This window comes from Cupriavidus sp. C1SS-2L, from assembly GCF_057073735.1.
In genome coordinates, this window is sequence record NZ_CP172708.1 from 2,604,750 (window position 1) to 2,629,759 (window position 25,010).

The 25,010-nt window shown below is 64.9% G+C and carries 25 protein-coding genes; 4 read left to right on the forward strand and 21 right to left on the reverse strand.

The annotated features are described in order from the left end of the window. Positions 1-43: 43 nt before the first annotated feature. From kdpA to ACIGJG_RS12065, 3 genes are read right to left on the reverse strand one after another with little or no spacing between them, the layout of a single operon-like run. Positions 44-1,861, reverse strand: a complete 1,818-nt coding sequence (kdpA, locus tag ACIGJG_RS12055; protein WP_011298445.1) for a potassium-transporting ATPase subunit KdpA — start codon at positions 1,859-1,861, stop codon at positions 44-46. Then, positions 1,861-1,950, reverse strand: coding sequence for a K(+)-transporting ATPase subunit F (kdpF, locus tag ACIGJG_RS12060; RefSeq protein ID WP_041679662.1), 90 nt, complete (start codon positions 1,948-1,950; stop codon positions 1,861-1,863). The genes kdpA and kdpF overlap by 1 nt, the downstream gene beginning before the upstream one ends. Next, a complete protein-coding gene (locus ACIGJG_RS12065; protein ID WP_140951974.1) occupies positions 1,950-2,132 on the reverse strand; it encodes a hypothetical protein in 183 nt (60 codons plus the stop codon). The genes kdpF and ACIGJG_RS12065 overlap by 1 nt, the downstream gene beginning before the upstream one ends. A gap of 524 nt (positions 2,133-2,656) precedes the next feature. On the opposite strand from ACIGJG_RS12065, the gene rpsU reads away from it, so the two are divergent. The 4 genes from rpsU (at position 2,657) to ACIGJG_RS12085 (ending at position 5,162) form a co-directional block, all read left to right on the forward strand. Then, positions 2,657-2,869, forward strand: coding sequence for a 30S ribosomal protein S21 (rpsU, locus tag ACIGJG_RS12070; protein ID WP_008648415.1), 213 nt, complete (start codon positions 2,657-2,659; stop codon positions 2,867-2,869). 169 nt (positions 2,870-3,038) lie between these two features. After that, entirely contained in the window at positions 3,039-3,950 is a 912-nt protein-coding gene (nodI, locus tag ACIGJG_RS12075) for a nodulation factor ABC transporter ATP-binding protein NodI (RefSeq protein ID WP_041680003.1), read from the forward strand. A 1-nt stretch (position 3,951) separates the two neighbouring features. Continuing rightward, positions 3,952-4,821, forward strand: a complete 870-nt coding sequence (locus ACIGJG_RS12080) for an ABC transporter permease (protein WP_011298447.1) — start codon at positions 3,952-3,954, stop codon at positions 4,819-4,821. A gap of 71 nt (positions 4,822-4,892) precedes the next feature. Further along, positions 4,893-5,162 carry a hypothetical protein gene (locus ACIGJG_RS12085; RefSeq protein WP_235679763.1) on the forward strand — a complete coding sequence of 90 codons (270 nt, stop codon included), beginning with the start codon at positions 4,893-4,895 and terminating at the stop codon, positions 5,160-5,162. A 29-nt stretch (positions 5,163-5,191) separates the two neighbouring features. On the opposite strand, the gene ACIGJG_RS12090 is transcribed toward ACIGJG_RS12085, so the two are convergent. From ACIGJG_RS12090 to leuC, 18 genes are all read right to left on the reverse strand, one after another. After that, positions 5,192-6,397, reverse strand: coding sequence for an O-succinylhomoserine sulfhydrylase (locus ACIGJG_RS12090; RefSeq protein WP_011298449.1), 1,206 nt, complete (start codon positions 6,395-6,397; stop codon positions 5,192-5,194). A 286-nt stretch (positions 6,398-6,683) separates the two neighbouring features. After that, positions 6,684-8,210: an amidophosphoribosyltransferase gene (gene purF / locus ACIGJG_RS12095; RefSeq protein WP_011298450.1), complete on the reverse strand. Its 1,527-nt coding sequence runs from the start codon at positions 8,208-8,210 to the stop codon at positions 6,684-6,686. Between the two features lie 100 nt (positions 8,211-8,310). Continuing rightward, on the reverse strand, positions 8,311-8,808 hold the full coding sequence (locus ACIGJG_RS12100) for a CvpA family protein (protein ID WP_041680005.1): 498 nt from the start codon (positions 8,806-8,808) through the stop codon (positions 8,311-8,313). A 35-nt stretch (positions 8,809-8,843) separates the two neighbouring features. Continuing rightward, a complete protein-coding gene (locus tag ACIGJG_RS12105) occupies positions 8,844-9,581 on the reverse strand; it encodes an SPOR domain-containing protein (RefSeq protein ID WP_483672391.1) in 738 nt (245 codons plus the stop codon). Between the two features lie 103 nt (positions 9,582-9,684). Beyond that, positions 9,685-10,995 carry a bifunctional tetrahydrofolate synthase/dihydrofolate synthase gene (gene folC, locus ACIGJG_RS12110; RefSeq protein ID WP_011298453.1) on the reverse strand — a complete coding sequence of 437 codons (1,311 nt, stop codon included), beginning with the start codon at positions 10,993-10,995 and terminating at the stop codon, positions 9,685-9,687. Positions 10,996-11,135: 140 nt separating this feature from the next. Beyond that, complete coding sequence (gene accD, locus ACIGJG_RS12115; RefSeq protein WP_011298454.1) at positions 11,136-12,008, reverse strand: acetyl-CoA carboxylase, carboxyltransferase subunit beta; 873 nt, start codon at positions 12,006-12,008, stop codon at positions 11,136-11,138. Between the two features lie 191 nt (positions 12,009-12,199). Beyond that, the gene (trpA, locus tag ACIGJG_RS12120) at positions 12,200-12,997 is read right to left on the reverse strand and encodes a tryptophan synthase subunit alpha (RefSeq protein ID WP_011298455.1); all 798 of its coding nucleotides are present in this window, start codon (positions 12,995-12,997) and stop codon (positions 12,200-12,202) included. A 1-nt stretch (position 12,998) separates the two neighbouring features. Continuing rightward, complete coding sequence (locus ACIGJG_RS12125; protein ID WP_011298456.1) at positions 12,999-13,913, reverse strand: DNA-methyltransferase; 915 nt, start codon at positions 13,911-13,913, stop codon at positions 12,999-13,001. Beyond that, on the reverse strand, positions 13,913-15,106 hold the full coding sequence (gene trpB, locus ACIGJG_RS12130; RefSeq protein ID WP_140951970.1) for a tryptophan synthase subunit beta: 1,194 nt from the start codon (positions 15,104-15,106) through the stop codon (positions 13,913-13,915). The genes ACIGJG_RS12125 and trpB overlap by 1 nt, the downstream gene beginning before the upstream one ends. Before the next feature lie 122 nt (positions 15,107-15,228). Beyond that, positions 15,229-15,945 (reverse strand): phosphoribosylanthranilate isomerase, encoded by a 717-nt coding sequence (locus tag ACIGJG_RS12135; protein ID WP_011298458.1) that lies wholly within the window; start codon positions 15,943-15,945, stop codon positions 15,229-15,231. Next, positions 15,932-16,753 (reverse strand): tRNA pseudouridine(38-40) synthase TruA, encoded by an 822-nt coding sequence (gene truA, locus ACIGJG_RS12140; protein ID WP_483672394.1) that lies wholly within the window; start codon positions 16,751-16,753, stop codon positions 15,932-15,934. Before truA ends, ACIGJG_RS12135 begins: the two co-directional genes overlap by 14 nt. A gap of 117 nt (positions 16,754-16,870) precedes the next feature. Further along, positions 16,871-19,711: a motility hub landmark protein FimV gene (locus ACIGJG_RS12145; RefSeq protein WP_483672395.1), complete on the reverse strand. Its 2,841-nt coding sequence runs from the start codon at positions 19,709-19,711 to the stop codon at positions 16,871-16,873. A 280-nt stretch (positions 19,712-19,991) separates the two neighbouring features. Continuing rightward, the gene (gene asd / locus ACIGJG_RS12150; protein ID WP_011298461.1) at positions 19,992-21,128 is read right to left on the reverse strand and encodes an aspartate-semialdehyde dehydrogenase; all 1,137 of its coding nucleotides are present in this window, start codon (positions 21,126-21,128) and stop codon (positions 19,992-19,994) included. 90 nt (positions 21,129-21,218) lie between these two features. After that, entirely contained in the window at positions 21,219-21,350 is a 132-nt protein-coding gene (locus ACIGJG_RS12155; protein WP_258234652.1) for a hypothetical protein, read from the reverse strand. A 101-nt stretch (positions 21,351-21,451) separates the two neighbouring features. Continuing rightward, a complete protein-coding gene (gene leuB, locus ACIGJG_RS12160) occupies positions 21,452-22,519 on the reverse strand; it encodes a 3-isopropylmalate dehydrogenase (RefSeq protein ID WP_011298462.1) in 1,068 nt (355 codons plus the stop codon). Positions 22,520-22,554: 35 nt separating this feature from the next. Beyond that, the gene (leuD, locus tag ACIGJG_RS12165) at positions 22,555-23,205 is read right to left on the reverse strand and encodes a 3-isopropylmalate dehydratase small subunit (protein WP_011298463.1); all 651 of its coding nucleotides are present in this window, start codon (positions 23,203-23,205) and stop codon (positions 22,555-22,557) included. A gap of 10 nt (positions 23,206-23,215) precedes the next feature. Then, entirely contained in the window at positions 23,216-23,344 is a 129-nt protein-coding gene (locus ACIGJG_RS12170; RefSeq protein ID WP_011298464.1) for an entericidin A/B family lipoprotein, read from the reverse strand. Positions 23,345-23,358: 14 nt separating this feature from the next. Further along, entirely contained in the window at positions 23,359-24,768 is a 1,410-nt protein-coding gene (gene leuC, locus ACIGJG_RS12175) for a 3-isopropylmalate dehydratase large subunit (RefSeq protein ID WP_011298465.1), read from the reverse strand. Positions 24,769-25,010 lie beyond the last annotated feature (242 nt).

Sequence of the window (25,010 nt, forward strand, 5' to 3'; positions counted from 1 at the left end):
CGTCGCCATGGATTCTTGTTGCATGCGTTTCTCCGCAATACGCTTACTTGGCAATTGCCGTCACCGCGCCCTGCAGCTGCTCGGCGATGGGTCCCAGTGCCAGGGCCGGGACATACGTCAGCGCGCCCACAAGCAGCACCGAACCGACCAGCAGCACCACGAACAACGCGCCGTGCGTGGGCATGGTGCCGCCCGTCACCGGCAGGCGTTTCTTCGCCGCCAGTGAGCCAGCCAGCGCGAGCACCGGGATGATGATCCAGAAGCGGCCAAACCACATGGCCGCGGCGAGCAGGGTGTTGAAGAACGGCGTGTTGGCGGACAGGCCTGCAAAGGCGCTGCCGTTGTTATTGGCCGCCGAGGACAGTGCATAGAGGATCTCGGAGAAGCCGTGCGTGCCCGGGTTGAACACGCCCGCCCTGCCCGCCTCCGTCATCACCGCGATCGACGTGCCGACCAGCACCAGCAGCGGCGTGACGAGGATGGCCACCGCGGTCATCTTCATCTGGTAGGCTTCGATCTTCTTGCCGAGGTACTCCGGCGTGCGGCCGATCATCAGGCCGGCGATGAACACGGCCAGCACCGCGTACACGAGCATGCCGTACAGTCCGGAGCCGACGCCGCCGAACACGACTTCGCCAAGCTGCATCAGCAGCATCGGCACAAGCCCGCCGATGGCGGTGAACGAGTCATGCATGGCATTGACCGCACCGCACGAGGCCGCCGTGGTGATGGTGGCGAACAGTGCCGACGCCGCCATGCCGAAGCGCGTTTCCTTGCCCTCCATGTTGCCGCCGCCCTGCAGTGCCGATACGGCATGGTCGACCGGGAGGCCGGATAGCGCAGCATTCACCTGCAGCTCGGAAATGGACGTCACGCAGGCCATGGCGATGAAGATCACCGTCATCGACGCGAGCACCGCCACGCCCTGGCGCCGGTCCTTCACCATCTCGCCGAACGTAAAGCACAGCGCTGTGGGGATCAGGAAGATGGCCAGCATCTGGATCAGGTTGGTGAGCGCGGTGGGGTTCTCGTAGGGATGCGCCGAGTTCGCGTTGAAGAAGCCGCCACCGTTGGTGCCGAGCATCTTGATCGCTTCCTGGGAGGCCACCGGACCCATCGCCAGCGTCTGCTTGTCCGTCTTCAGATCTTCGGTGACCGGCTTGCCTTGCGCGTCGAGCAGCGGCTGTCCGGCCGCATCAACCTTGGGCTGGCTGTATTCGACCGGTGTCACCAGGCTGACTTCCTTGTAGCTGTCGAAGTTCTGGATCACGCCCTGGCTGGCCAGCGCGAGCGCGATCACCGTCGAGATCGGCACCAGCACATACAGCGTGCTTCGGACTATATCGACCCAGAAGTTGCCGATGGTCGCACTGCTCTGCCGCGCGAAACCGCGGATCAGCGCGAACACCACGGCAATGCCCGTCGCCGCGGAGAAGAAGTTCTGCACGGTGAGCGCCAGCATCTGCGTCAGGTAGCTCATCGTCGATTCGCCCGCGTAGCCTTGCCAGTTCGTGTTGGAAACGAAGCTGATGGCGGTGTTGAAGGCCGAGTCCGGCGTCACCGCGCCAACGCCCTGAGGGTTGAACGGCAGATAGGCCTGCAGTCGCTGCAGGGCGTAGACCACGATCACGCCAAGCAGGTTGAACGCCAGCACGGCGATCGTGTACTGCCTCCATCCCATCTCGGCATCGGCGCGCACGCCGGCGAGCCTGTAGATCACGCGCTCGAACGGACGCCCCCATGCGGTCAGCTTGTAACTGCCATCTTCCATTGCCCGCCGCATATAGCGGCCGAGAAACGGACCTGCGGCGAACAGGATCGCCAGATACAGGGCCAGCAGGCCCAGGAACTCGTTCGACATCAGAATTTCTCCGGGCGGAAGAGCGCGATCAGAAGGTAGATGAAAATCAGCGCGGCGAGCGCGCCGCTCAGCAGGTCAGCCCAGTCCATCACATCCCCCTGTCGGCAGCGCTGTGCTTGCCAGGCGCTGCGTGGTAGTGAACATCGCCGTGCTGTGTGCCGGCATCTGGTGCCTGGCTTCCCAGCGCATCGCAGAGCCGCAGCAGTGCCGCGGTGGCGGCGGCGAATACGATCAAGGCGATCAGAAAAACTCCGTCCATGACTTCTGCCATCCGTGAGTATTTGGTGTCTGGCAGCTTATGGATCGGGCGCTAAAAACGGGGTAGAAAGTGGCGCAAGCGGTATAAAGAACGCATAAAGACGGGCGCGTTGCCGTGCTCGTCGATGCCGCGCTTCGGTATCGCCGGACGCAGTCGCCGGTTCTCGCGTATCATCGGCGCCGCGCCCGCAAGAGCTCGACGAATTGATGTGCAGCGAGCGTCGCAACCCGTTTCCGGAAGACCCGCTCACCGCTGCCTCGTTGCGGCACATTCTTGACATTTGCGTCGTATACGTGCCATAGTTACGGGCGTATAGCTTTTTACGGAAACCGGTACTGCCAGGCTCCCGCTGTTCAAGGAACCCGGCGCTATCAGCCCCTGACACTGGTTGCACGGACTCACAGGTCCACATCTTTCAGGTTCGCGGGGGTGCACCAGGGCAAATCGCTCCTCGTGCAATACCAGCTGCTCCGGCGGCCGCAGTTTCCCCCTCGTTTGAACCAGCCGCATGTGCGGCACTCCCCTAAAGGACTGAATTGACTAAGATCGTCTTGAAACCCGGTGAGCCGGTTGAAGTTGCAATGCGTCGCTTCCGTCGCGCGATTCTGCAGACCGGCCTGATCGTCGAACTGAAGAGCCGCACGGCCTACGAAAAGCCGACGACCGAGCGCAAGCGCAAGAAGAAGGCTGCCGAAGCGCGCCTGCGCAAGCGTCTGCGCATGCAAATGCTGCCGAAGAAGCTCTACTGATTCGGTTTCGCGCTCAGAAAAAACCGCCAGCATGCTGGCGGTTTTTTTATGCCTGGATGTCGACTGGCTGACCGGCGCGCAATGGTGCAGTGCATCACAGGTCATGCGCGGCGATGACCGGCATAATGGTGGATATTGCGCCCCGCCGGCGCGCCTACCGGTTCCTGCCTTGACTGCCATCCTCGAGTTGCGCAAGGTGCGCAAGCAATACGGCGACACGGTTGTCGTCAACGATCTGGATCTGCAGGTGCACCGTGGCCAGTGCTTCGGCCTGCTCGGCCCCAACGGCGCTGGCAAGACCACCACGCTGCGGTTACTGCTGGGCCTGACCACGCCGGCAGGGGGCTCGCTGACGCTATGCGGAGAGCCCATTCCCGAGCGCGCGCCGCAGGCACGCATGCGCGTCGGCGTGGTTCCGCAGTTCGACAATCTCGATCCGGACTTCTCCGTCATCGAGAACCTGCGCATCTTCGGCCGCTACTTCGGCCTGTCCTCTGCCGTGATCGAACGCCGCGTGCCGGCCCTGCTGGAATTCGCCCGGCTCGAAAACCGCGCCAACGCCCAGGTGCGCGACCTGTCCGGCGGCATGCGCCGGCGCCTGACCGTGGCGCGTGCGCTGATCAACGACCCGGACCTGCTGATCATGGACGAGCCCACGACCGGGCTCGATCCGCAGGCCCGCCACCTGATCTGGGAACGGCTGAAGTCGCTGATGGCCAGCGGCAAGACCATCCTGCTGACCACGCACTTCATGGAAGAGGCCGAGCGCCTGTGCAATTACCTGTGCGTGATCGATGGCGGCCGCAAGATTGCCGAAGGCAAGCCACACGACCTGATCGACAGCCAGATCGGCTGCGATGTGGTCGAGGTCTATGGCGATGAACTCGACACGCTGCGCGGCAGCCTGACACCGCTGGCCGAGCGCACCGAAATGAGCGGCGAGACGCTCTTCTGCTACGTGCGCGAGCCAGCCCCGCTACTCGCCGCCCTGCATGGCCAGAGCGGCGTACGCTACCTGCACCGTCCGGCCAACCTCGAGGACGTGTTCCTCAAGCTGACCGGCCGCGAGATGAGGGACTGACATGAGCGAACAGGATCCGCGTCCGGACACGGCAACTGCCGCAGCGACGCAAACCCGCACCCGCAACGGCAGCGCCGCATCGGCACAGCACTATCCGCAGCCACTGCTGCCGCGCAATCTGCGCAACTGGATGATGGTCTGGTACCGCAACTACATGGTGTGGAAGAAGCTGGCCATCCCGTCAATGATCGGCAACCTGGCCGATCCGATGATCTACCTGTTCGGCCTTGGCCTCGGACTCGGCCTGCTGGTCGGGCAAGTGCACGGCGTGTCGTACATCGCCTTCCTCGCCGCCGGCACCACGGCATCGAGCGTGATGATGTCGGCGAGCTTCGAATCGATGTACTCGGCGTTCTCGCGCATGCACGTGCAGCGCACGTGGGAAGCGATCATGCATGCGCCGCTGACGCTCGGCGACGTGGTGCTCGGAGAGATCCTGTGGGCCGCCAGCAAGGCGGTGCTGTCGGGGCTGGCGATCATGCTCGTGGCCGGGGCGCTCGGCTATGCGCACATGCCGGGCGCGCTGCTGGCACTGCCGGTGATCGTGCTGGCGGGCATCACGTTCGCGAGCCTGGCGATGATCGTCACGGCGCTGGCCCCCGGCTATGACTTCTTCATGTTCTACCAGACGCTGGTGATGACGCCAATGCTGCTGCTCTCGGGCGTGTTCTTCCCGCTCGAACAGTTGCCCGAAGGCGCTCGCGCGGCGACCAATGTCCTGCCGCTCGCGCATGCGGTTGCACTGATCCGTCCGCTGATGCTGGGGCGGCCGATCGACAATGCCGGGTTGCATATTGCCGTGCTGATGGCCTACGGTATTGTTGCCCTGGTGCTTTCGCTGGTACTGTTGCGGCGCCGCTTGCTGCGATGAGCTTCGCAGGCGGCCGGTTGCCGGGGCCCGATGTCCTGGCGCCTATTTACGTGCCCACCGGGCAGCCTTGCATGCCGTTTTCGTTTTCCGGTTTTCCCCGACCCTCATACCGCGTCGCCGCACGGCTAGTCGCGATCGCGACAGGCGCCTTGCTGGCAGGATGCAGCGTCGTTGGGGCGACCATTGCGGTAGGCAGCGCTGCCGTTTCCACCGTGACAACGGTGGGCTCCGCAGCCGTCAGTGTCGCTTCGACGGCGGTGGAAACCACTTACGACGTGACCAAGGCCGGCGTCAAGGCCGTGGCTGGCAGCGATAACGCAGCACCAGCCCAGACGCCCTGAGCCGGCGCTATCCTTCCGCGGCTGTCGTCTTACTCGCCGAGCCCGCGCAGCAGATCGGCCTTCAGATCGGCCACCGTCTCAAGTCCCACCGCCAGGCGGATCAGGCCTTCACCGACACCCGCAGCTGCCTTGGCCTCCGGACTCACACGCGCGTGCGTGGTCGTGTACGGATGGGTAATCGTCGTACGCGTATCACCGAGATTCCCGGTGATCGAGCACAAGCGCGTGTTGTCGATCACGCGCCAGGCATTCGCACGCTGCTGCTCGGGCGTCGCACCCTTGAGCTCGAACGACACGATCGCGCCACCACCGCTCTGTTGACGCATGGCGATCTCATGCTGCGGATGCGACTTCAGCGCGGGATGGAACACGCGTGCCACTGCCGGATGCGATTCCAGGAACTCGGCGAGCGCCAGCGCATTGGCAGAATGCCGCTCCATGCGGATGGCCAGCGTCTCCATGCCCTTGAGGAGCACCCACGCGTTGAAGGCCGACAGCGTCGGACCCGCGGTACGCACGAACGGGAAAACCTTGCCCATGATGAAATCGTGCGAACCGACTACCGCGCCGCCGAGCACACGGCCCTGCCCGTCGATATGCTTAGTGGCCGAATGCACCACGATGTCGGCGCCAAACTTGATCGGCTGCTGCAGCGCTGGCGAACAGAAGCAGTTGTCGACGATCAATTGGGCGCCGGCGTTGTGCGCGATGTCGGCCACGGCCGCGATGTCCGCTACCTCGGTCAACGGATTCGACGGGGTCTCCAGGAAGAACAGCTTCGTGGTCGGTCGCACTGCCGCGCGCCAAGCGTTCAGATCGCCCGGGTCGACGAAGGTCGTCTCGACGCCGAACTTCGAGAAAATGTTCCCGAACAGCGTCATGGTCGACCCGAAGATCGCGCGCGAGCTCACCAGGTGGTCGCCCGCCTGCATCAGCGACATCACCACCGACAGGATCGCGCTCATGCCCGACGCGGTCGCCATGCACGACTCCGCGCCTTCCAGCGCCGCCAGGCGCGACTGGAACATCGAGACGGTCGGGTTGGTGAAGCGCGAGTAGGTGAAGCCCTCTTCCGAGTTGGCGAAGCGTTCCGCGGCTTCGGCGGCGCTGTGGAAGCAGAAGCTCGAGGTCAGGTACATCGCCTCGGAATGCTCCATGTATTCGCTGCGCAGCGTGCCGGCGCGCACGCCAAGGGTATCGATGCCAAGCGATTCAGGATTGAGCGGTTGGTTCATGCTGGTGGCGCGGTCGTACCCGCGCGAATGCAGTGGTCTCGACAAGCCGGCGGCAAACGGCCGGCCATGAAAAAAGCCCGTGCGATCGGAGAGTCGGATCGACGGGCTTGCGTATTCTGCGGATACCTAGGGATTTCACGGCGGCTGCGCCGGAATTTCCCTTCTGACGGCTATCTCTTTAGCTGTTTCGGGCAGGACCCGCGTCCGCAAGCTGACTCTCAAATCGACGCCCGGCCATGTTACGGCCGGGCCTCGCATTCGTCAACGCGCACGGACGCGGCGCGGCTTACTCGTTGCCGCCCGAACGCTGCAGGTGCAGTTGCGAGCGCTCCATGTCTCCGGTGCCTTCGCGATCAGCCAAGCTGCGCGCCGTTTCCAGGCGATCCAGGTAGGCCTCGTCGATGTCGCCGGTAACGTAGCGGCCATCGAAGCACGACGCGTCGAAGTCGTTCAACGCGGGGTTGATGTCGCGTACAGCCTGCTTCATCGCTTCCACGTCCTGGTACACCAGCTTGTCGGCGCCGATGATCTTGGCGATCTCTTCGTGCGTGCGGCCATGGGCCACCAACTCGCTGCGCGTCGGCATGTCAATGCCGTACACGTTCGGGTACTTCACCGGCGGCGCGGCCGAGGCGAAGATGACCTTGTTGGCGCCGGCGTCGCGCGCCATCTGCACGATCTCGAACGACGTGGTGCCGCGCACGATCGAGTCATCGACGATCAGCACGTTCTTGCCCTTGAACTCGACGGCCATCGCGTTGAGCTTCTGGCGCACCGACTTCTTGCGCACCGCCTGGCCCGGCATGATGAAGGTGCGGCCCACGTAGCGGTTCTTGAAGAAACCTTCGCGATAGCCCACGCCCAGCCGGTTGGCTACCTGCATGGCGGCCGGGCGGCTGGAATCGGGAATCGGCATGACCACGTCGATGTCGCCGGCCGACACTTCCTGGCGGATCTTTTCGGCCAGGTAGTCGCCCATGCGCAGGCGGGCGTCATAGACGGGCACGCCATCGATGCACGAATCCGGACGGGCCAGGTAGACGTACTCGAAGATGCACGGCGTCAGCACGGGGTTGTCCGCGCACTGCTTGCTGTACAGCTTGCCGTCGAGGTCGATGAAGATGGCCTCGCCGGGCGCCACGTCGCGCTCCATGCGATAGCCGATGCCTTCCAGCGCCACCGACTCCGACGCCACCATCCATTCCTTGCCGGTGGGCGTGTCCACGCTGCCAAGACTCAGCGGGCGGATGCCGAACGGATCGCGCACGGCAAGCATGCCGTAACCGGCGATCTGCGCGGCAATGGCGTACGAGCCCTTCACGCGGCGGTGCATGCCGGAAACGGCCTTGAAGATCGTTTCCGGATCCAGCGCCATGCCCTGGCTCGCGCGCTGCAGTTCGTCAGCGAGCACATTGAGCAGCACCTCGGTATCCGAGTGCGTATTGATGTGGCGGCGGTCGCGGCGGAACATTTCCTCGCGCAGTTGCTGCCAGTTGGTCAGGTTGCCGTTGTGGGCCAGGATGATGCCGTACGGCGCATTGACGTAGAACGGCTGTGCCTCTTCTTCGCTGGAGGCGGAGCCCGCGGTCGGGTAACGCACCTGACCGATGCCGGCGGTGCCCGGCAGGCCGCGCATATTGCGGGTCCGGAACACGTCGCGCACGAGGCCGTTGGCCTTGTGCATGTGGAAAGTACTGCCGTTGGCGGTGGCGATGCCGGCAGCATCCTGTCCGCGGTGTTGCAACAACAGCAGGCTGTCGTAAATCAATTGGTTGACGGGCGAGGTAGAGACCGCGCCGACGATACCGCACATGCCATGCTCCCAGGAAAGGCTTTGAATCAGGGGCGCAGCCCGGTCCTGAGGACAGGGCCTGCGTTTCGTACCGGCCAGGCATCGGTGCCGGGCCTCAGTGTCATGTCTTGACGTACTTCGCCAGCTCCGGTGGCAGCCATGGTTTCAGCGATTCCATAGCCTGCATCACATAGGGGCGGCTCAACGCGTCGCGCCAGAATTCCTCTTCCGGCAATTTCGTCAGTCCGGCCAGCGTGACCAGCAGCATCACGATCAGCGCGCCGCGCAGCAGGCCGAACACCAGGCCGAGTCCGCGGTCCGCCGGCTTCAGGCCGGTGCTTTCCAGCAGCTGGCCGACCACCGTGCCCGCCAGCGCCGCGCCGATCACCGTGCCGATCAGCAAGGTCACGAAGCCCAGCGCGTGGCGCGCGATCTCGCCGCCGGGCAGCGATTCCGGCATCCATCCGGCGGCCACGCCACCAAACCGGTAGGCAACCCAGAACGCCACCACCCAGCCGATCAGCGACAGCACCTCGCGGACCAGTCCGCGCAGCACGCCGATCAGGCCGGAAGCAAGCAGGATGAAGACGACAGCGTAGTCGAAGAAAGTCGGCTGCATCGTTGCAGGCGGCCGCATCGCGCGGCCACGCAGGCTTACTGTTCCACCACCTTCGACGCGAGCCCGGTCGCGCGTACGCGCTTGTCGGCGGCGTCGGCGGCATCACGGTCGTTGAAGGGGCCCGCGCGCAGCAGGATACGCTCGCCGTCAGCCAGGACTTTCCGTTCGACATACGCCGGCACCTTGCTCGCCTTGAGCTTGGCCAGCCAGTTCTTTGCCCTCTCTTCCGAAGAGAAAGCGCCAATCAGGATCAGGTACTTGCCGCTGCCTTGCGTCTTGGCATCCGCCGTCTTGGTCTCGGCGGGCTTGGTATCGGTACGTGCCGCGGGCTTGTCCGCGGCGGGGGCCGGCTTTGACGGCGCGCTGACCACTTCTTCGCCAGCGTCGAGTGCTTCCGCGGTGTCGCCCCGAGCCTGCTGGGACTGCGGCGCCGGCGGCAACGGATCCGCCTTGCGGGCTTCAACCTTCGGCTTCTGTGCACCCTGGCCGCCTGTGACTTTCACCGACACATCGTCGGACACCGGGCGCGGCTTGGTTTCGAAGATGATGGGCAGCACGATGACCGCGGCCACCACCAGCACCACGGCACCGATCAGGCGGCGGCGTGCGCGCTGCTTCTGCGGAAATTCGGGATCCAGCGTGTCGTCGGCATATTCCTCCGCGAGTCGACGCGACGAGGCGATGCCTGCACCAGGGTCGGTACGCTGCCTGCGCGTACGCTCGGGTGCCGGGTCGTTGCCCTTGCGGGAAGAAAACAGCGAAAGCAGGCCCATAGATTGGTTCGGTGCGGCGGCCGTCGGATTCGCTCCGTGCCGGCCGCTGGTTTGTCGCTCGATTGCCGCGAACTTGTGCCGCACTTTCGTGTGCGGCGCTGCGCTAGTTTGCCTGCGTGGCGCGGTATGCCATTACGCCGGCAACGGTATAGAACGATCCGAAGACCAGAATTCTATCATTCTCGGTCGCTCTCTCGATGGCATCGCGGTAAGCGGCTTCGGGGCTGGAAAAACAGGCCGCCGTGGCATCCGGCCCCGGCTGGAAACCGCCCTCTTCGAGCTTCTGCAGCAAATCGGCGGCAGTTGCCGCGCGCTCGGTCGGCAGGTCGCACAGGCACCAGTGATCCACCTTGTCGGCCACCTGGCGCAGGACACCCGCGAGATCCTTGTCCTGCATGGCGCCGAACACCGCGTAGGTGTAGCGGAAGAAGCCCATGTTTTCCAGGTTCTGGCCCAGCGTGGCGGCCGCATGCGGGTTATGCGCCACGTCGAGGATCACCGCCGGGCGTCCCGGCAGCACCTGGAAGCGCCCGGGCAGCTCCACGAAGGCCAGGCCGTTGCGGACTTCCTGCGCACTCACGGGCAACTGCGCACGCATCGCCTGCAGCGCTGCCAGTGCAGCCGAAGCGTTCAGCAATTGATTCGCGCCGCGCAACGCCGGATAGCCAAGCCCGTTAAGCTTGCGCTCGCGTCCGCTCCAGTCCCACTGTTGGCGCTCCTGACCCTTGGCGGCCTGGTGGCGGAAATCGCGCCCGACCAGCCACAGGTCGGCGCCGATCGCCTCGGCATGGTCGATCAACGACTGTGGCGGCACCGGATCGCCACAGATCGCCGGCACGCCCGGACGGAAAATGCCAGCCTTCTCGAAGCCGATCTTCTCGCGCGTGTCGCCGAGGTACTGCGTGTGGTCGATATCGACGCTGGTGATCACGGCACAATCCGTATCGATCACGTTGACCGCATCGAGTCGCCCACCCAGGCCCACTTCCAGGATCATCGCGTCCAGCCCGGCCGCCGCGAACATATGGATGATCGCCAGCGTGGTGAACTCGAAATACGTCAGGCTGATCGGGTCTGCAAAGCTGGTGCGGGCACGCTCCACGGCCTCGAAGTGCGGCAGCAGTTGCGCATCCGTCGCCATCTCGCCATTGAGGCGCGCGCGCTCGTTGAACGTCACCAGATGCGGTGAGGTATGGCAGCCCACCTTGTAGCCGGCTTCCAGCATGATGCGCTCCAGCATGGCGCAGGTCGAGCCTTTGCCGTTGGTACCGCCGACCGTGAACACCACGGCATCAATGCGCAGGCCCAGCGCTTCCTTGACGCGCGTGATACGGGTCAGGCCCATGTCGATGCCCACGGGATGGGCGGTTTCGAGATGGGCGAGCCATTCGGGAAGGTTGTGGAAGACAGGCATGAAGGGGGGTGGAAATGCTTTGCTTCTAGATTTGGCCAGCCGGCCTGAAAGTCAAGGCCGGAGCTGGCATTGCCTCGGCGCCAGGAAAAACAAAAGGCGCGTCAACCGCCCGCGCCCTTGCCTGTGCCATCCGGCCGCTCTTACGCGACCGCGTCCGCCGGCTGCTTCTGCAGCAGCGCAAGCAACTGCGCCAGCTCGGCGCGCAGCTTGCGGCGGTCGACGATCATGTCGATGGCGCCCTTCTGCAGCAGGAATTCGGCGCGCTGGAAGCCTTCCGGCAGCTTTTCGCGCACGGTCTGCTCGATCACGCGCGGGCCGGCAAAGCCGATCAGCGCCTTCGGCTCGGCGATCACGACATCGCCGAGGAACGCGAAGCTGGCCGACACGCCACCCATGGTCGGGTCGGTCAGCACGCTGATGAAAGGCAGCTTCGATGCCGAAAGCTGGTTCAGCATCGCCGTGGTCTTGGCCATCTGCAGCAGCGACAGCAGGCTTTCCTGCATGCGCGCACCGCCCGTGGCGGTAAAGCAGATGAACGGCACCTTTTGCTCGAGCGCCGCCTGGGCGCCACGCACGAAGCGCTCGCCGACCACGGAGCCCATCGAGCCACCCATGAACTCGAACTCGAAGCAGCTCGCCACCACCGGAATGGTGTGGATCGCACCGCCCATCACGACCATCGCATCGGTCTCGCCGGTCTCGTCCATGGCGGCCTTGATGCGGTCGGGGTACTTCTTGCTGTCCTTGAACTTGAGTGCGTCCACCGGCACGATTTCCTGGCCGATTTCATAGCGGCCTTCGGCGTCGAGCAGCGCGTCCAGGCGCGCGCGCGCGCTGATGCGCATATGGTGGTCGCACTTCGGGCAGACGTGCAGGTTGGCCTCGACGTCGGTCCGGTACAGGGTGGACTCGCACGACGGGCACTTGACCCACAACCCCTCGGGAATGCCCTTGCGGGTACGGGGGTCGGTCTGTTGAATCTTGGGAGGCAGGAGTTTATCCAACCAGCTCATGAAAGCTCCTTTCGGATGACTGCCGCTCGCGATGCGCGACTTGCGCTACGCATTGGCCCGGTGAAACCGGAGGAACGGCAGGGAATCAACCCGAGAATTTACCATGCCGGCATGGTTCGGCCGAAGCAGAACACGCATGGCGCGCAGGCTCCAGCACTTTTTCGCCACCATCAGGCAGCCAACTCATCACTTCAGGCGTCCAGCGCCTCGCGAATTCCGGCGATGAACGCACGCAGCGATTCTACCGCCTGTCCGCGCGGCGCATCTTCGAGCAGCTGCACCAGCCGGCTACCGATCACCACGGCGTCCGCCACGCTGCCGATCGCGCGTGCCGTCTGCGCATCACGGATGCCAAAGCCCACGCCAACAGGCAGGTTCACGTGCTTCTTGATCAGTGGGAGGCGTGCCGCGACACTGTCCAGATCCAGCGTGGCCGAACCGGTCACGCCCTTGAGCGAGACGTAGTAGACATAGCCGCTCGCCACCTTGCCAACGGCCTCGATGCGCGCATCCGTCGAAGTCGGCGCCAGCAGGAAGATCGGATCGATGCCGTTGTCGCGCATCAGCACGGCGAACGACTCGCACTCTTCCGGCGGATAGTCGACCACGAGCACGCCGTCCACGCCAGCAGCACCAGCGGCCTTGGCAAATGCGGCCTCGCCCATGCGCTCGATCGGGTTGGCATAGCCCATCAGCACGACCGGCGTATCGGCATTGGTCTGCCGGAATTCGCGCACCCACTGCAGCACCTGCGTGAGCGACACGCCATTGGCGAGCGCGCGCTCGGAGGCGCGCTGGATCACCGGGCCATCGGCCATCGGATCGGAGAACGGCACGCCGAGCTCGATCACGTCGGCGCCGCCGGCAACGAGTGCGTGCATCAGGTCCACCGTCAGCCCCGGTTCCGGGTCGCCTGCGGTAATGAACGGAATCAGGCCCTTCTTGTTCTGCGCGGCGAGTGCCGCGAATGTCTTCTGGATGCGTGACATATCAGGGAATCAGGTGAGGCAGCTGCGCCGACGAATCCTCGTCATTGGCAGCCGCCGATGTTGGGTTGCGGTCCGCCTCGGACCTGGCCAGTTGCGCGGCCGCGGCCACACGCCCGCGCGCCACCTCGACATACTCGGGATTGATCTCGAAGCCCGCGAAGCGCCGGCCATGGCGCAGGCACGCCACCGCGGTAGTGCCGCTGCCCGCGAACGGGTCCAGCACCAGCCCGCCCGGCGGGCAGCTCGACAGCACCATGCGCTCGACGATTTCCAGCGGCTTCTGCGTCGGGTGATTGGCGCGCTCGGGATCCTGGCGGTGGATGCGCGAGATGCTCCACAGGTCCTTCGGGTTGTAGCCCATCTCGAGCCACTTCTTGCCCTCGAAACGCGGGCGGCTGCGCGCCTTCTTGGTCTCCGGGTCGTACGGAATTCGCACCGGGTCCAGGTCGAAGTAGTAATCGCGCGCCCTGGCGAAGAAGCCGATGTTGTCGTGCACCGACGAATACTTGCGCGTGGTGCCGCCCATGCTCGGCACGCGACGGTCCCAGATGATCTCGTTGATCATCGTCAGGCGGCGCTTGAGCATCACGAACAGCTCGGGCGAATACTGCCAGGTGCAGAACAGGTACAGCGTGCCTTTGGGCGCCAGCTTCGGGCAGACGGCATCCATCCAGCGCTCGGACCACTCGAGGTAGGCATCACCCGACAGCAAGTCGGAGTCATTGCCGTAGTCCTTGCCCAGCCCGTAGGGCGGATCGGCGACGACGAGGTCGACCGAGCCGTCCGGCAGGCGTGCAATGCCTTCGAACATGTCTTCCTGGAACAGCTGCAGCGCAGGCGCGTCCGGCGCACCGGGCAGGTCCGAAGCCCCGCCCAGGGCCAGCTCCGACGGTACGGAAGGTGGCAGCGCGCGCATCAGAGCTTGAGCCCCGAGCGTTCGGCGACGGTGTGCATGTCCTTGTCGCCGCGGCCGGACAGGTTCACCAGCAGCAGCTTGTCCTTGGGCAGTGTCGGCGCGAGCTTGCACGCGTAGGCGATCGCATGGCTCGATTCCAGCGCGGGGATGATGCCCTCGATGCGGCAGCAATCGTGGAAGGCCTTGAGCGCCTCCTCATCGGTGATCGGCACATACTGCGCGCGGCCGATGTCCTTGAGCCACGCGTGCTCGGGACCGACGCCCGGATAGTCCAGACCGGCCGACACCGAATGCGTCTCGATGATCTGCCCATTTTCGTCCTGCAGCAGGTAGGTGCGGTTGCCATGCAGCACGCCCGGCGTACCGCCGATCAGTGCCGCTGCATGGCGCCCCGTATCCAGCCCATCGCCGGCGGCTTCGACACCGATCAGCTGGACGTCCTTGTGCTCGATGTACGGATAGAAGATGCCCATTGCATTCGAGCCGCCGCCCACGCAGGCGATCACGGCATCCGGCTGGCGGCCAGTCATCTCGGGCATCTGCACCTTGGCTTCCTCGCCGATCACGCACTGGAAATCGCGCACCATCATCGGGTACGGGTGCGGGCCGGCCACGGTACCAATGATGTAGAACGTGGTTTCGACGTTGGTCACCCAGTCGCGCATCGCTTCATTGAGCGCATCCTTGAGCGTGCGCGAGCCACTTTCCACCGGAACGACGGTCGCGCCGAGCAGCTTCATGCGATAGACGTTCGCGGCCTGGCGCTTGACATCCTCGGAGCCCATGTAGACCACGCACTCCATGCCGAAGCGTGCGGCGATAGTGGCCGTGGCAACGCCGTGCTGGCCGGCGCCGGTCTCGGCGATCACACGCTTCTTGCCCATGCGCTTGGCCAGCAGCGCCTGGCCGATCACGTTGTTGATCTTGTGGGCACCGGTGTGGTTCAGGTCCTCGCGCTTGAGGTAGATCTGCGCGCCGCCGAGCAGCTCGCTCCAGCGCTGCGCATGATAGATCGGCGATGGACGGCCGACGAAGTGCTTCAGCTCGCGGCGGAATTCGGCGTCGAACTCGGCGTCTTGCTGGTAATGGGCATAGGCCTCGCGCAGCTCATCGAGTGCGTGGACCAGCGTCTCGGAGACGAAGGTGCCGCCATAGGGGCCGAAATGGCCACGGGAATCGGGCAGGTCGTACATGTCTGGGCTCTTCAGGTCAACGGCCTTGCCTCACGGGCAAGGGCGCAAATTTTGACTGCGATGCGAGCGGCGCTACTGCAATTCGCCGGGGCCATGGTGAAGGGGCCGATCTTGCGACCGCTTCATCCTGCCTCGGCACTGCGGACTGCGCGCACGAACGCGGCGATGCGGGCGTGGTCCTTCACGCCCTTGGCGGCCTCGACTCCGCTGCTGACATCCACAGCGTAGGGCCGCACGCGTTCAATCGCGCCAGCGACGTTTTGCGCGTTCAACCCACCACTCAAAACGATGCGAGGAGCGCCGTTTGCGTTCGGGTTGCCGGGAGACGGATGGTTGGAAGCAAGCCATGCCGGAGGGATCAGGGTCCAGTCGAAGACGTGGCCGCCGCCGCCATAGCCCTCGACGAAAGCGTCGAGCAGCAAGCCAGCGGCATCGCGGTATTGACCGGCGAATTCTACCAAATCGAGCCCTGGCCGCACACGCGCCGCGCGCAGAAAAGGCAGGCGGCAGCGCTGGGCGGTCTGGGTGCAGGACTGCGGGGTCTCGTCGCCGTGGAACTGGAGCATCGTAAGGGGCACACGCTCGGCGACGTGAGCCACGTCTTCCATCTCGGCATTGACGAACAGGCCGACCACGGACACGAACGGCCCCGCGACCTCGGCAAGTTCCGCTGCGCGGGCCAGATCCACATAGCGCGGACTGGGCGGATAGAACACCAGCCCGATTGCGTCAGCACCCGCGTCAACCGCGGCGCGGACGTCGTCCTCGCGCGTGAGGCCGCAGATCTTGATGCGGGTGCGGGCCGGTGCCGCGGCGTCGGCACGCTCAGGCTGCGTCATGGCGGAATACTCCGTGGAACAGGCTGGCGGATGGGTCCGCCGCCGGAATCTTGTAAGCCTCAGGATACTTCACGTCCGCGAGGTAGAGACCGTCCGGCATGAAGGTGGGCGCTGCGAGCTTGCGATCACGGGCGGCGAGCACTTCGGCCAGCCATTCCGGCGGATAGCGTCCGCGCCCTACCGCCACCAGGCAACCCATCAGGTTGCGCACCATGTGATGCAGGAAGGCGCTCGCGCGGAAGCGCAGGAAGACCCAGTTGCCGTCCGCCTTCAACGTCACGTCATACATGGTCTTGACCGGTGACTTGGCCTGGCACTCGGCCGCACGGAACGACGAGAAATCCTGCTCGCCAAGCAGGCAGCGCGACGCGGCCTGCATGGCATCCACGTCAAGCCTCTGGCCCGGCGGCAACATAAGGTACCCGGCCCGGCCATGCGCGAGTGGCACGCGGTGCGGGCCAGTGTAGAGCGCGTAATAGTACATTCGCTCAAACGCCAGGAAACGCGCATGGAAACTCTCGTCGACCGGCCGAGCCCATTGCAGCGCGATCGACGGCGGCAGGAATGCATTGATGCCGCGCACCCATGAGAACGTGGTGCGATCCAGCGTCGTGTCGAGATGGATCACCTGCCCCAGCGCATGGACGCCGGCATCAGTGCGCCCGGCAACGGTCGTCAACAGGCGCACGCCCGCGAAGCGCTCGATGGCGTCTTCGAGGTAATCCTGCACGGTGTTGCGATGCGGCTGCGACTGCCAGCCCGAAAAGGCGGCACCGTCGTAGTGGAGGCCGATGGCGATGCGGTTCATGGAGCGGGAAACTGGCCTGCGATGGCCGACAAAAACAAATGCGCCGGAAGGGACGCTTCCGGCGCATCACTTCGGGCCGCGGCATGACTGCCGCCTGCCCGGATCGTCGATGATAACTCAGACCACCTCAAGCAGCAGCGAACGCGCCTCCGCCTGCAGGTCGTCCTGCGACTGCTCCACGACTTCCTGCAGCAGCTCGCGCGCCCCTTCCTTGTCGCCGATCTCGATATAGGCGCGGGCCAGGTCCAGCTTGATCTGCATGTCGCGCCCACCGTCCATGCCGTCTGTCGACAGCGTGCTCGGCGAAACGCCCGGCGTGGTGTCGGGACCGGTGTCGCCCAGGGCGGCCAGATCGATCGGCTCTGGCAGTTTGCCGTCCCGGATCATGGTCGGCGAAGGAAGCTGCGTGGTCGCATCGGCTTCGTCCCTGGACTCGGTGGCGGCGTCGGCATTGAAGTCGAGCGAGAGGCCCGACATGTCGAATTCCATCATGCGAGAGCGGGTCGGCGTGTCCAGCCGGGGCACGTCTGCGAGGGTGTCGTCACCGTCGACCGGCAGCGTCAGGTCCAGGTCACCGTCGAACTTCGCTGCAGGCTCCAGCGGTGCGTCGGCGCGCATGGCGGTGTCGCTGAAGACCAGCGACGCCGACTCCGGCGCAATGATCGGATCACCAGCCGCCGGTGCCGGGAAGGCATCCAGCGGCAGCGCCAGATCACCCAGCGAAGGTTCGCGCGGCGCCACGGCCGGATCGTGCGACGGGTCCTGCGTGCGCCACTGGTCCGACGCCGGCGTGGACGTTTCCGGCCCGCTGCTCGTGTCCGGCGACACCGCCAGGTACAACGCATTGCCCGCATCGAGTGCGCGCCCCATTTCCGCGGCCTTGAGCCATTCCGCCCCTTGTCCGCCGGTCTGGGCGAACATCTCTTCTGCAATCACGCGGAAACCTTCCACATCCTGACGATTACTGTAAATCTCCAGGAGCTTGAGCCGGATCGGCTGCTGCTCCGGGTCCTTCTCGAGCGCTTCACGCAGGATCTCTTCCGCCTGCACGTCGCGCCCGTAGGCGATATAGACCTCCGCCTCGGCGATCGGGTCGACCTCGCTGGCTTCCGGCATGTTGTTGCCGATGCGGAAATCCGCGCCGAACACGCTGTGCTGCGACGTGTCCACGCTCTGCCCGCCGGCTGCACCGAACAGCGAATTGGCGCCGGCCATCACGGTGCTTTCCTGCGACAGGATGGAGTCACCGAAGGCTCCGCCATCCGCCGACTTCTGCTGCTGGCGGCGACGGTAGATCGCATAGCCGCCAAGCAGCGCCACCAGCAGGCCACCACCGGGCAACAGCATAGGATTGGCCAGCAGACCGTCGAGGAACGACGGCTCCGGCGCCGGCTCGGCCTGGACCACGACCGGTGGACGCTTGGGTGCGGGCGCTGCAGCCTGTGCAGTGCTGGCACCGGCAACCGGTGCCGAGGCAGCCGGAGTAGCCGGACTAGTAGCCACCGCAGCGGTTGCCGCCGCTGCAGCCTGGGCCGGCGCGGCACTTGCGGCATCGACTTGTGCCGTCGGTGTGGCCGGTGCGGCCTGGGCCGGTGCATCAGTCTTAGGCGGTTCGGCCGCGACCACGGTCGGCGCCTTGGCTTCCGCCGGCGCAGCCTTTTCCGCCCTGCCCTTGTCGGCCGCAGCGGCCTGGTTAGCCTGGTTGGCCTGGTTGGCCTGGGATAGCTTGGCGATCTCGCTGTTCTTCAGCTCGAGCAGCTTCTGCATGTCGCCAACGTTCTTCTGCAACTGCGCCAGCCGCGATTCGGCTTCCTTCAGTTGCCGGTCGCGCGCGACGTTTTCCTCGGCCTGCGCGGTGGCATTAGCCTGGCCCGCGCGCTCGCCCTTGCTCAGCTTGAGTTCGTTCTGCGGACCAGCGGCCGGAACGGCCTGGTCCTGCACGCGCGCCGTGACATTGCCCGACTGCTGGCGCCCGCTGTCCGCCTCGACCGACTTCGCCGCGGCAGCACCAGCCAGCCGGCTGCGGTACGCGTCAAAGCCCTGCGTACGGGCCACCACCTCGCGGCGAGCGGCCTTGGGCGTGAGCGACTGCGCCTGCTGGCGCGAAGGCACCTGCAGCACCGTGCCGGATTTCAGGCGGTTGATATTGCCGCCGATGAAGGCATTAGGATTATTGCGGTACAGCGCGACCAACATCTGATCGAGTGATACGCCCTCCTGATCGAGCAGCGCATCGTTGGCGATCGACGACAGCGTGTCCCCGCGCTTGACCGTGTACGCTCCGCTTGCCGGTGACTCGCCCCCGGTGACAGCCTGAGCCGCGTGGCTACGACGACTGGCGGGCTGCCTCGCGGGCCTTGCGGCCTGCGCCTGCGCTTGGGCAGCGGGCTGCGTGCTCTGGGCGGCAGCCGGTGCGGGTTCCTGCAATGGCACCGGCGCCGGTGCGGCAGCCGGCGAGGCATCCGGCGTGGCGGCCTGCACGACCGTCGCCGGCGAGAAAGTCTGGTTGGAAGGCTTGGCCCCGGCGGGGTCAAGCAGGAAAGTATAGGCCCGCGACACCTTGCCGCTGGACCAGCTCATGTCGATCAGAATATCGACGAACGGCTCGCTGATCGGCTGGCTGGACCGGACCTTGGCCACGTAGCTGCCATTGGGACGGCGCTCGATATCGAGTCGCAAGCTGCTCACGGCCGGCAGATACGTCAGCCCCGCGCTTGCATACGCCGCCGGCGAGGCCAGCTTGACGTTCAATCCCGCTGCCTCTTCGGCAGTCACCCCGCTGATGTCGATCTCCGCCTGCAGCGGTTGCCCCAGATTCGACTGTACCCGCAATTGCCCGAACCCCGCGGCATACGCAGCTGGCTGCGCAAGCAGCAGCCCGAGAGCCGTGACGGCCAGCGTTGACCAGCGCTGACGGACGGTTGGCGCATTCTTCCGGCGATGTTGGCTCACACTCACCTTATGCTCCGTTATGTTTTAGTAGCGATAGAAACCCGACCCCAAAGCATTCACTCCGGCCAGCGGGCATTCTAGTGTGCCTCTCACCGGATTGCGCAAGCGTGCCGACGGAGGGCCGGCAAGCGGTCGCATGCCGGCGTATTGTGACGCATCGCCCGAAAAAATAGGCGTTCAGATGTAACAACGCCGCGCACGGGCGCGGCGTCACGGACAAAGCTGTTGTTTCTGTTGCCTGGCTGCAACGAAAGCCTCCAGGCATCAGCAACGTCGCTCCCCGGGATCAGGACTCGATCAAAATGCGCAGCATACGGCGCAGCGGCTCGGCCGCGCCCCACAGCAGCTGGTCGCCAACCGTGAAGGCCGACAGGTACTCGCCGCCCATCTGCATCTTGCGCAGGCGCCCGACCGGAATGGTCAGCGTGCCCGTCACGGCAGCCGGGGTCAGGTCGGTCATACTGGCTTCACGCGTGTTCGGCACCACCTTGGCCCACTGGTTGGCCGCCGCGAGCATGCCTTCGATCTCGTCCAGCGGCACGTCCTTGCGCAGCTTGATGGTCAGCGCCTGCGAATGGCAGCGCATGGCGCCAATGCGCACGCACAAGCCGTCGACGGCGATCGGCGTGGCGCCGGTCGCACCCAGGAAGCCTTCGCCGCGACCCAGGATCTTGTTGGTCTCGGCGCCGCCCTTCCATTCTTCCTTCGACTGGCCGTTGCCCAGGTCCTTGTCGATCCAGGGAATCAGATTGCCGGCCAGCGGCACGCCGAACTGCTTGGTTTCTTCGGCGGACAGGCCATGCTGCGTCGCCAGGATCTGGCGGTCGATTTCCAGGATGGCCGATGCCGGGTTATCCAGCAGCGACTTGACCGATGCGTTCAGCGTACCGAACTGCGTCAGCAGTTCGCGCATATGCTGCGCACCGCCGCCCGAGGCGGCCTGGTAGGTCATCGAAGTCATCCACTCGACCAGGTCGGCCTGGAACAGGCCGCCGAGGCCGATCAGCATGCAGCTGACCGTGCAGTTGCCGCCGATGAAATTCTTCACGCCCTTGGACAGGGCATCCTTGATCACACCCTGGTTCACCGGATCCAGCACGATGATGGCATCGTCCTTCATACGCAGCGACGAAGCCGCGTCGATCCAGTAGCCCTTCCAGCCCGCTGCGCGCAGCTTCGGGAAGACTTCGTTGGTATAGTCGCCGCCCTGGGCGGTCAGCACCACGTCGCACTTCTTCAGCGCGTCGATGTCGTTGGCATCCTTGAGCGTGGTTTCGTTCTTGGCCATGGCGGGCGCCTTGCCGCCGGCATTGGACGTGCTGAAGAAGACGGGCTCGATATGGTCGAAATCACGCTCTTCCTGCATGCGCTGCATCAGGACGCTGCCGACCATTCCCCGCCAACCGACGAGACCTACAATCATGATTTACCTCGGATGTGATTTTTACTTCCCCGCCATTTTCCTCGCCCGGCGTGGCTGCGCGGGGAAGACGGGCAGGCACGACGAACGGATCTAGGCGATCGCGGTTTTAATAATCGTTTTAATCGTCGTTGCGGTCTGGCCGAGCGAAATCGTGCCGACCGGGCCGCGGGTAACGGTCAGGGCAGCAACAGCAGTCAGGGTGGACTGGGAAAATCGGGCCATTCGCAGAGTCTACACGATTTTGCGGCGGTGCCGCAGCGTGGAAAATCGGGGACAAATAAAAGAAAAGGCGTTGCAGCGCAGCGCCTTTTCCGGATTGTGACTTACAGAGCGGCCAGTACGGCCTCGCCCATTTCGCGCGTGCCGACCTGCTTGCAGCCCGGCGTCAGGATGTCGCCGGTGCGATAGCCCTGTGCCAGCACCTTCTTCACGGCGTTCTCGATGCGGTCGGCCTGTTCGGCCTTGTTCAGCGAGTAGCGCAGCATCATCGCCGCCGACAGGATGGTCGCCAGCGGATTGGCGACGCCCTTGCCCGCGATGTCCGGGGCCGAACCGTGCGACGGCTCGTACAGGCCCTTGTTGTTCGCATCAAGCGAGGCCGACGGCAGCATGCCGATCGAGCCGGTCAGCATCGCGGCCTCGTCCGACAGGATGTCGCCGAACATATTGCCGGTGACGATTACATCGAAGCTCTTGGGCGCCTTGACCAGCTGCATCGCGGCGTTGTCGACGTACATGTGCGACAGCTCGACGTCCGGATACTCCTTGCTGACATCGATCACGATGTCCTTCCAGAACTGAAAGGTCTCGAGCACGTTGGCCTTGTCGACGCTGCACAGCTTCTTGCCGCGCTTGGCCGCGGCCTGGAACGCCACATGCGCGATGCGGCGGATTTCCGGCTCGCTGTAGCGCATGGTGTCGAAACCTTCGCGGGCGCCCTTGAACAGGCCGTCCGGCGCCTCACGCACGCCGCGCGGCTGGCCGAAGTAAATGTCGCCATTCAGTTCGCGCACGATCAGGATGTCCAGGCCCGCGACCAGTTCCGGCTTCAGGCTCGATGCGCCCGTCAATTCCGGATAGCAGATCGCCGGGCGGAAGTTGGCGAACAGCTGCAGGTGCTTGCGCAGGCCCAGGATGGCCTGCTCGGGGCGCAGCGCGCGCTCCAGGCTGTCGTACTTCCAGTCGCCCACGGCGCCGAACAGGATGGCATCGGCTTCCTTGGCCAGCTTCAGCGTGTTCTCCGGCAGTGGGTGGCCTTCGGCCTCGTAGCCGGCGCCGCCCACCGGGGCGGTTTCCATCTCGAACTTCTCGTCGAGCGCGTTCAGGACCTTGACGGCCTCGGCAACGATTTCCGGACCGATGCCGTCACCTGGCAGGACTGCAATCTTCATGCTGTGTTTTCCTTGTTTGATTTCCGCTGTGGCGTTCAGCCGACCACGCGGTTGTTCAGCCACGGCATCTTCGCCACGCGCTCGGCTTCATAGCTCTTGATCTTGTCGGCATGGCGCAGGGTCAGGCCGATATCGTCAAAGCCATTCAGCATGCAGTACTTGCGGAACGGGGCAATGTCGAACTCATAGCCCTGGCCCGACGGCGTGAGCACGACCTGCTTGTCCAGGTCGATGGTCAGCTTGTAGCCGTTGAACGCGTTGGTCTCGTTGAACAGGTGGTCGATTTGCTGCTCGCTCAGCACCACCGGCAGCAGGCCGTTCTTGTAGCAGTTGTTGAAGAAGATGTCGGCGAAGCTCGGCGCGATCACGGCGCGGAAGCCGTATTGCGAGAGCGCCCACGGCGCATGTTCGCGCGAGCTGCCGCAGCCGAAGTTGCGGCGCGCGAGCAGGATCGACGCACCCTGGTAGCGCGGCTGGTTCAGCACGAAGTCCGGGTTCAGCGGACGCTTGCTGTTGTCCATGCCGGGCTCCCCGACGTCCTTGTAGCGCCATTCGTCGAACAGGTTCGGGCCGAAGCCGGTGCGCTTGATCGACTTCAGGAACTGCTTCGGGATGATGGCGTCGGTATCGACGTTCTCGCGGTCCAGCGGCGCCACGAGGCCGCTGTGTACAGTGAACTTGTCCATGTCTCTTTCCTTACTTCTTGGCCGCGCGCTCGAGCGAGCTGCCGGCGGCCTGCGTGTCCTTGCCCAGACCGGCCATGGTGTTGCAGCCGGCCAGTTGCAGCATGCCGAAGCATGCCAGCAGAGCGATCAGGGTTCTCATCTGCAGCACTCCGCTCAGCCGAGCTTGCGGATGTCGACGAAGTGGCCTTCGATGGCGGCCGCGGCGGCCATCGCCGGGCTCACCAGATGGGTGCGGCCACCCGCGCCCTGACGGCCTTCGAAGTTGCGGTTCGACGTGGACGCGCAGCGCTCGCCCGGCTCCAGGCGATCGGCATTCATCGCCAGGCACATCGAGCAACCCGGCTCGCGCCATTCGAAGCCTGCGGCCTTGAAGACCTTGTCGAGCCCTTCGCGCTCGGCCTGTTCCTTGACCAGGCCCGAACCCGGCACGACCATCGCCAGCTTCACGTTCGAAGCCACCTTGCGGCCCAGCTTCTGCACCACCCACGCGGCGGCGCGCATGTCTTCGATGCGGCTGTTGGTGCAGGAACCGATGAACACCTTGTCCACGTTGATGCTTTCCATCGGCACGTTGGGCTGCAGGTTCATGTACTCGAGCGCGCGCTCCATGGCGTTGCGCCTGGTCGGGTCCTTTTCCTTTTCGGGATCCGGCACGCGGTCTTCGATGCTGACGACCATTTCGGGCGACGTGCCCCAGGTCACCTGCGGGCGGATGTCCTCGGCACGCAGCTCGATCACCTGGTCGAAACTGGCGCCGGCGTCCGAATGCAGCGTGCTCCAGTAGGCCACGGCCTGGTCCCACTCTACGCCCTGCGGCGCATACGGACGACCCTTCACGTATTCCAGCGTGACATTGTCCACGGCCACCAGCCCCGCACGTGCGCCGGCTTCGATGGCCATGTTGCAGACCGTCATGCGGCCTTCCATGGTCAGGTCGCGGATGGCCGACCCGGCGAATTCGATCGTGTAGCCGGTACCGCCGGCCGTGCCGATCTTGCCGATGATGGCCAGCACGATGTCCTTGGCGGTGCAGCCGCGCGGCAGCTTGCCTTCCACCTTGACCAGCATGTTCTTGGCCTTCTTGCCCAGCAGCGTCTGCGTGGCCAGCACGTGCTCGACTTCCGACGTACCGATGCCATGCGCGAGCGCACCGAATGCACCGTGCGTGGAGGTATGCGAGTCGCCGCACACCACCGTCATGCCCGGCAGCGTGGCGCCCTGCTCCGGCCCGATCACGTGCACGATGCCCTGGCGATGATCGTTCATCTTGAACTGGGTGATGCCGAAACTGTCGCAGTTTGCGTCCAGCGTATCGACCTGCAGCTTCGACACCGGGTCGGCGATACCTTCGCTGCGGTCAGTGGTCGGCACGTTGTGGTCCGACACCGCCAGGTTCGCGCTGATGCGCCACACCGGACGCTCTGCTATCTTCAGGCCTTCGAACGCCTGCGGGCTGGTCACTTCATGCAGCAGATGACGGTCGATGTAGAGCAGCGTAGTGCCGTCTTCCTCGACGTGGACGGTGTGGTCATCCCAGAGTTTGTCGTAGAGCGTCTTGGCCATGATGCATGGGGCGGCCAGCGTGCCATTCCGGCGGAAATGGCGCACGGTACCGCGCAAGTAGTTTGCAGGGATCTTTGTGTGGTCCGGCCGCCTCGTTACCGGGGCAGGACACGGCGACGGCAACCGCGATGATGACGCTGGAGGCCGTCGGAAGCGAGCGCTTTTTGCAATGCTTGACTTCTCAAGCGATTATGCCACGGGTGAGGCGCCGGCCTGCCCCGGCACAGCCTTGCGCTGCGCCG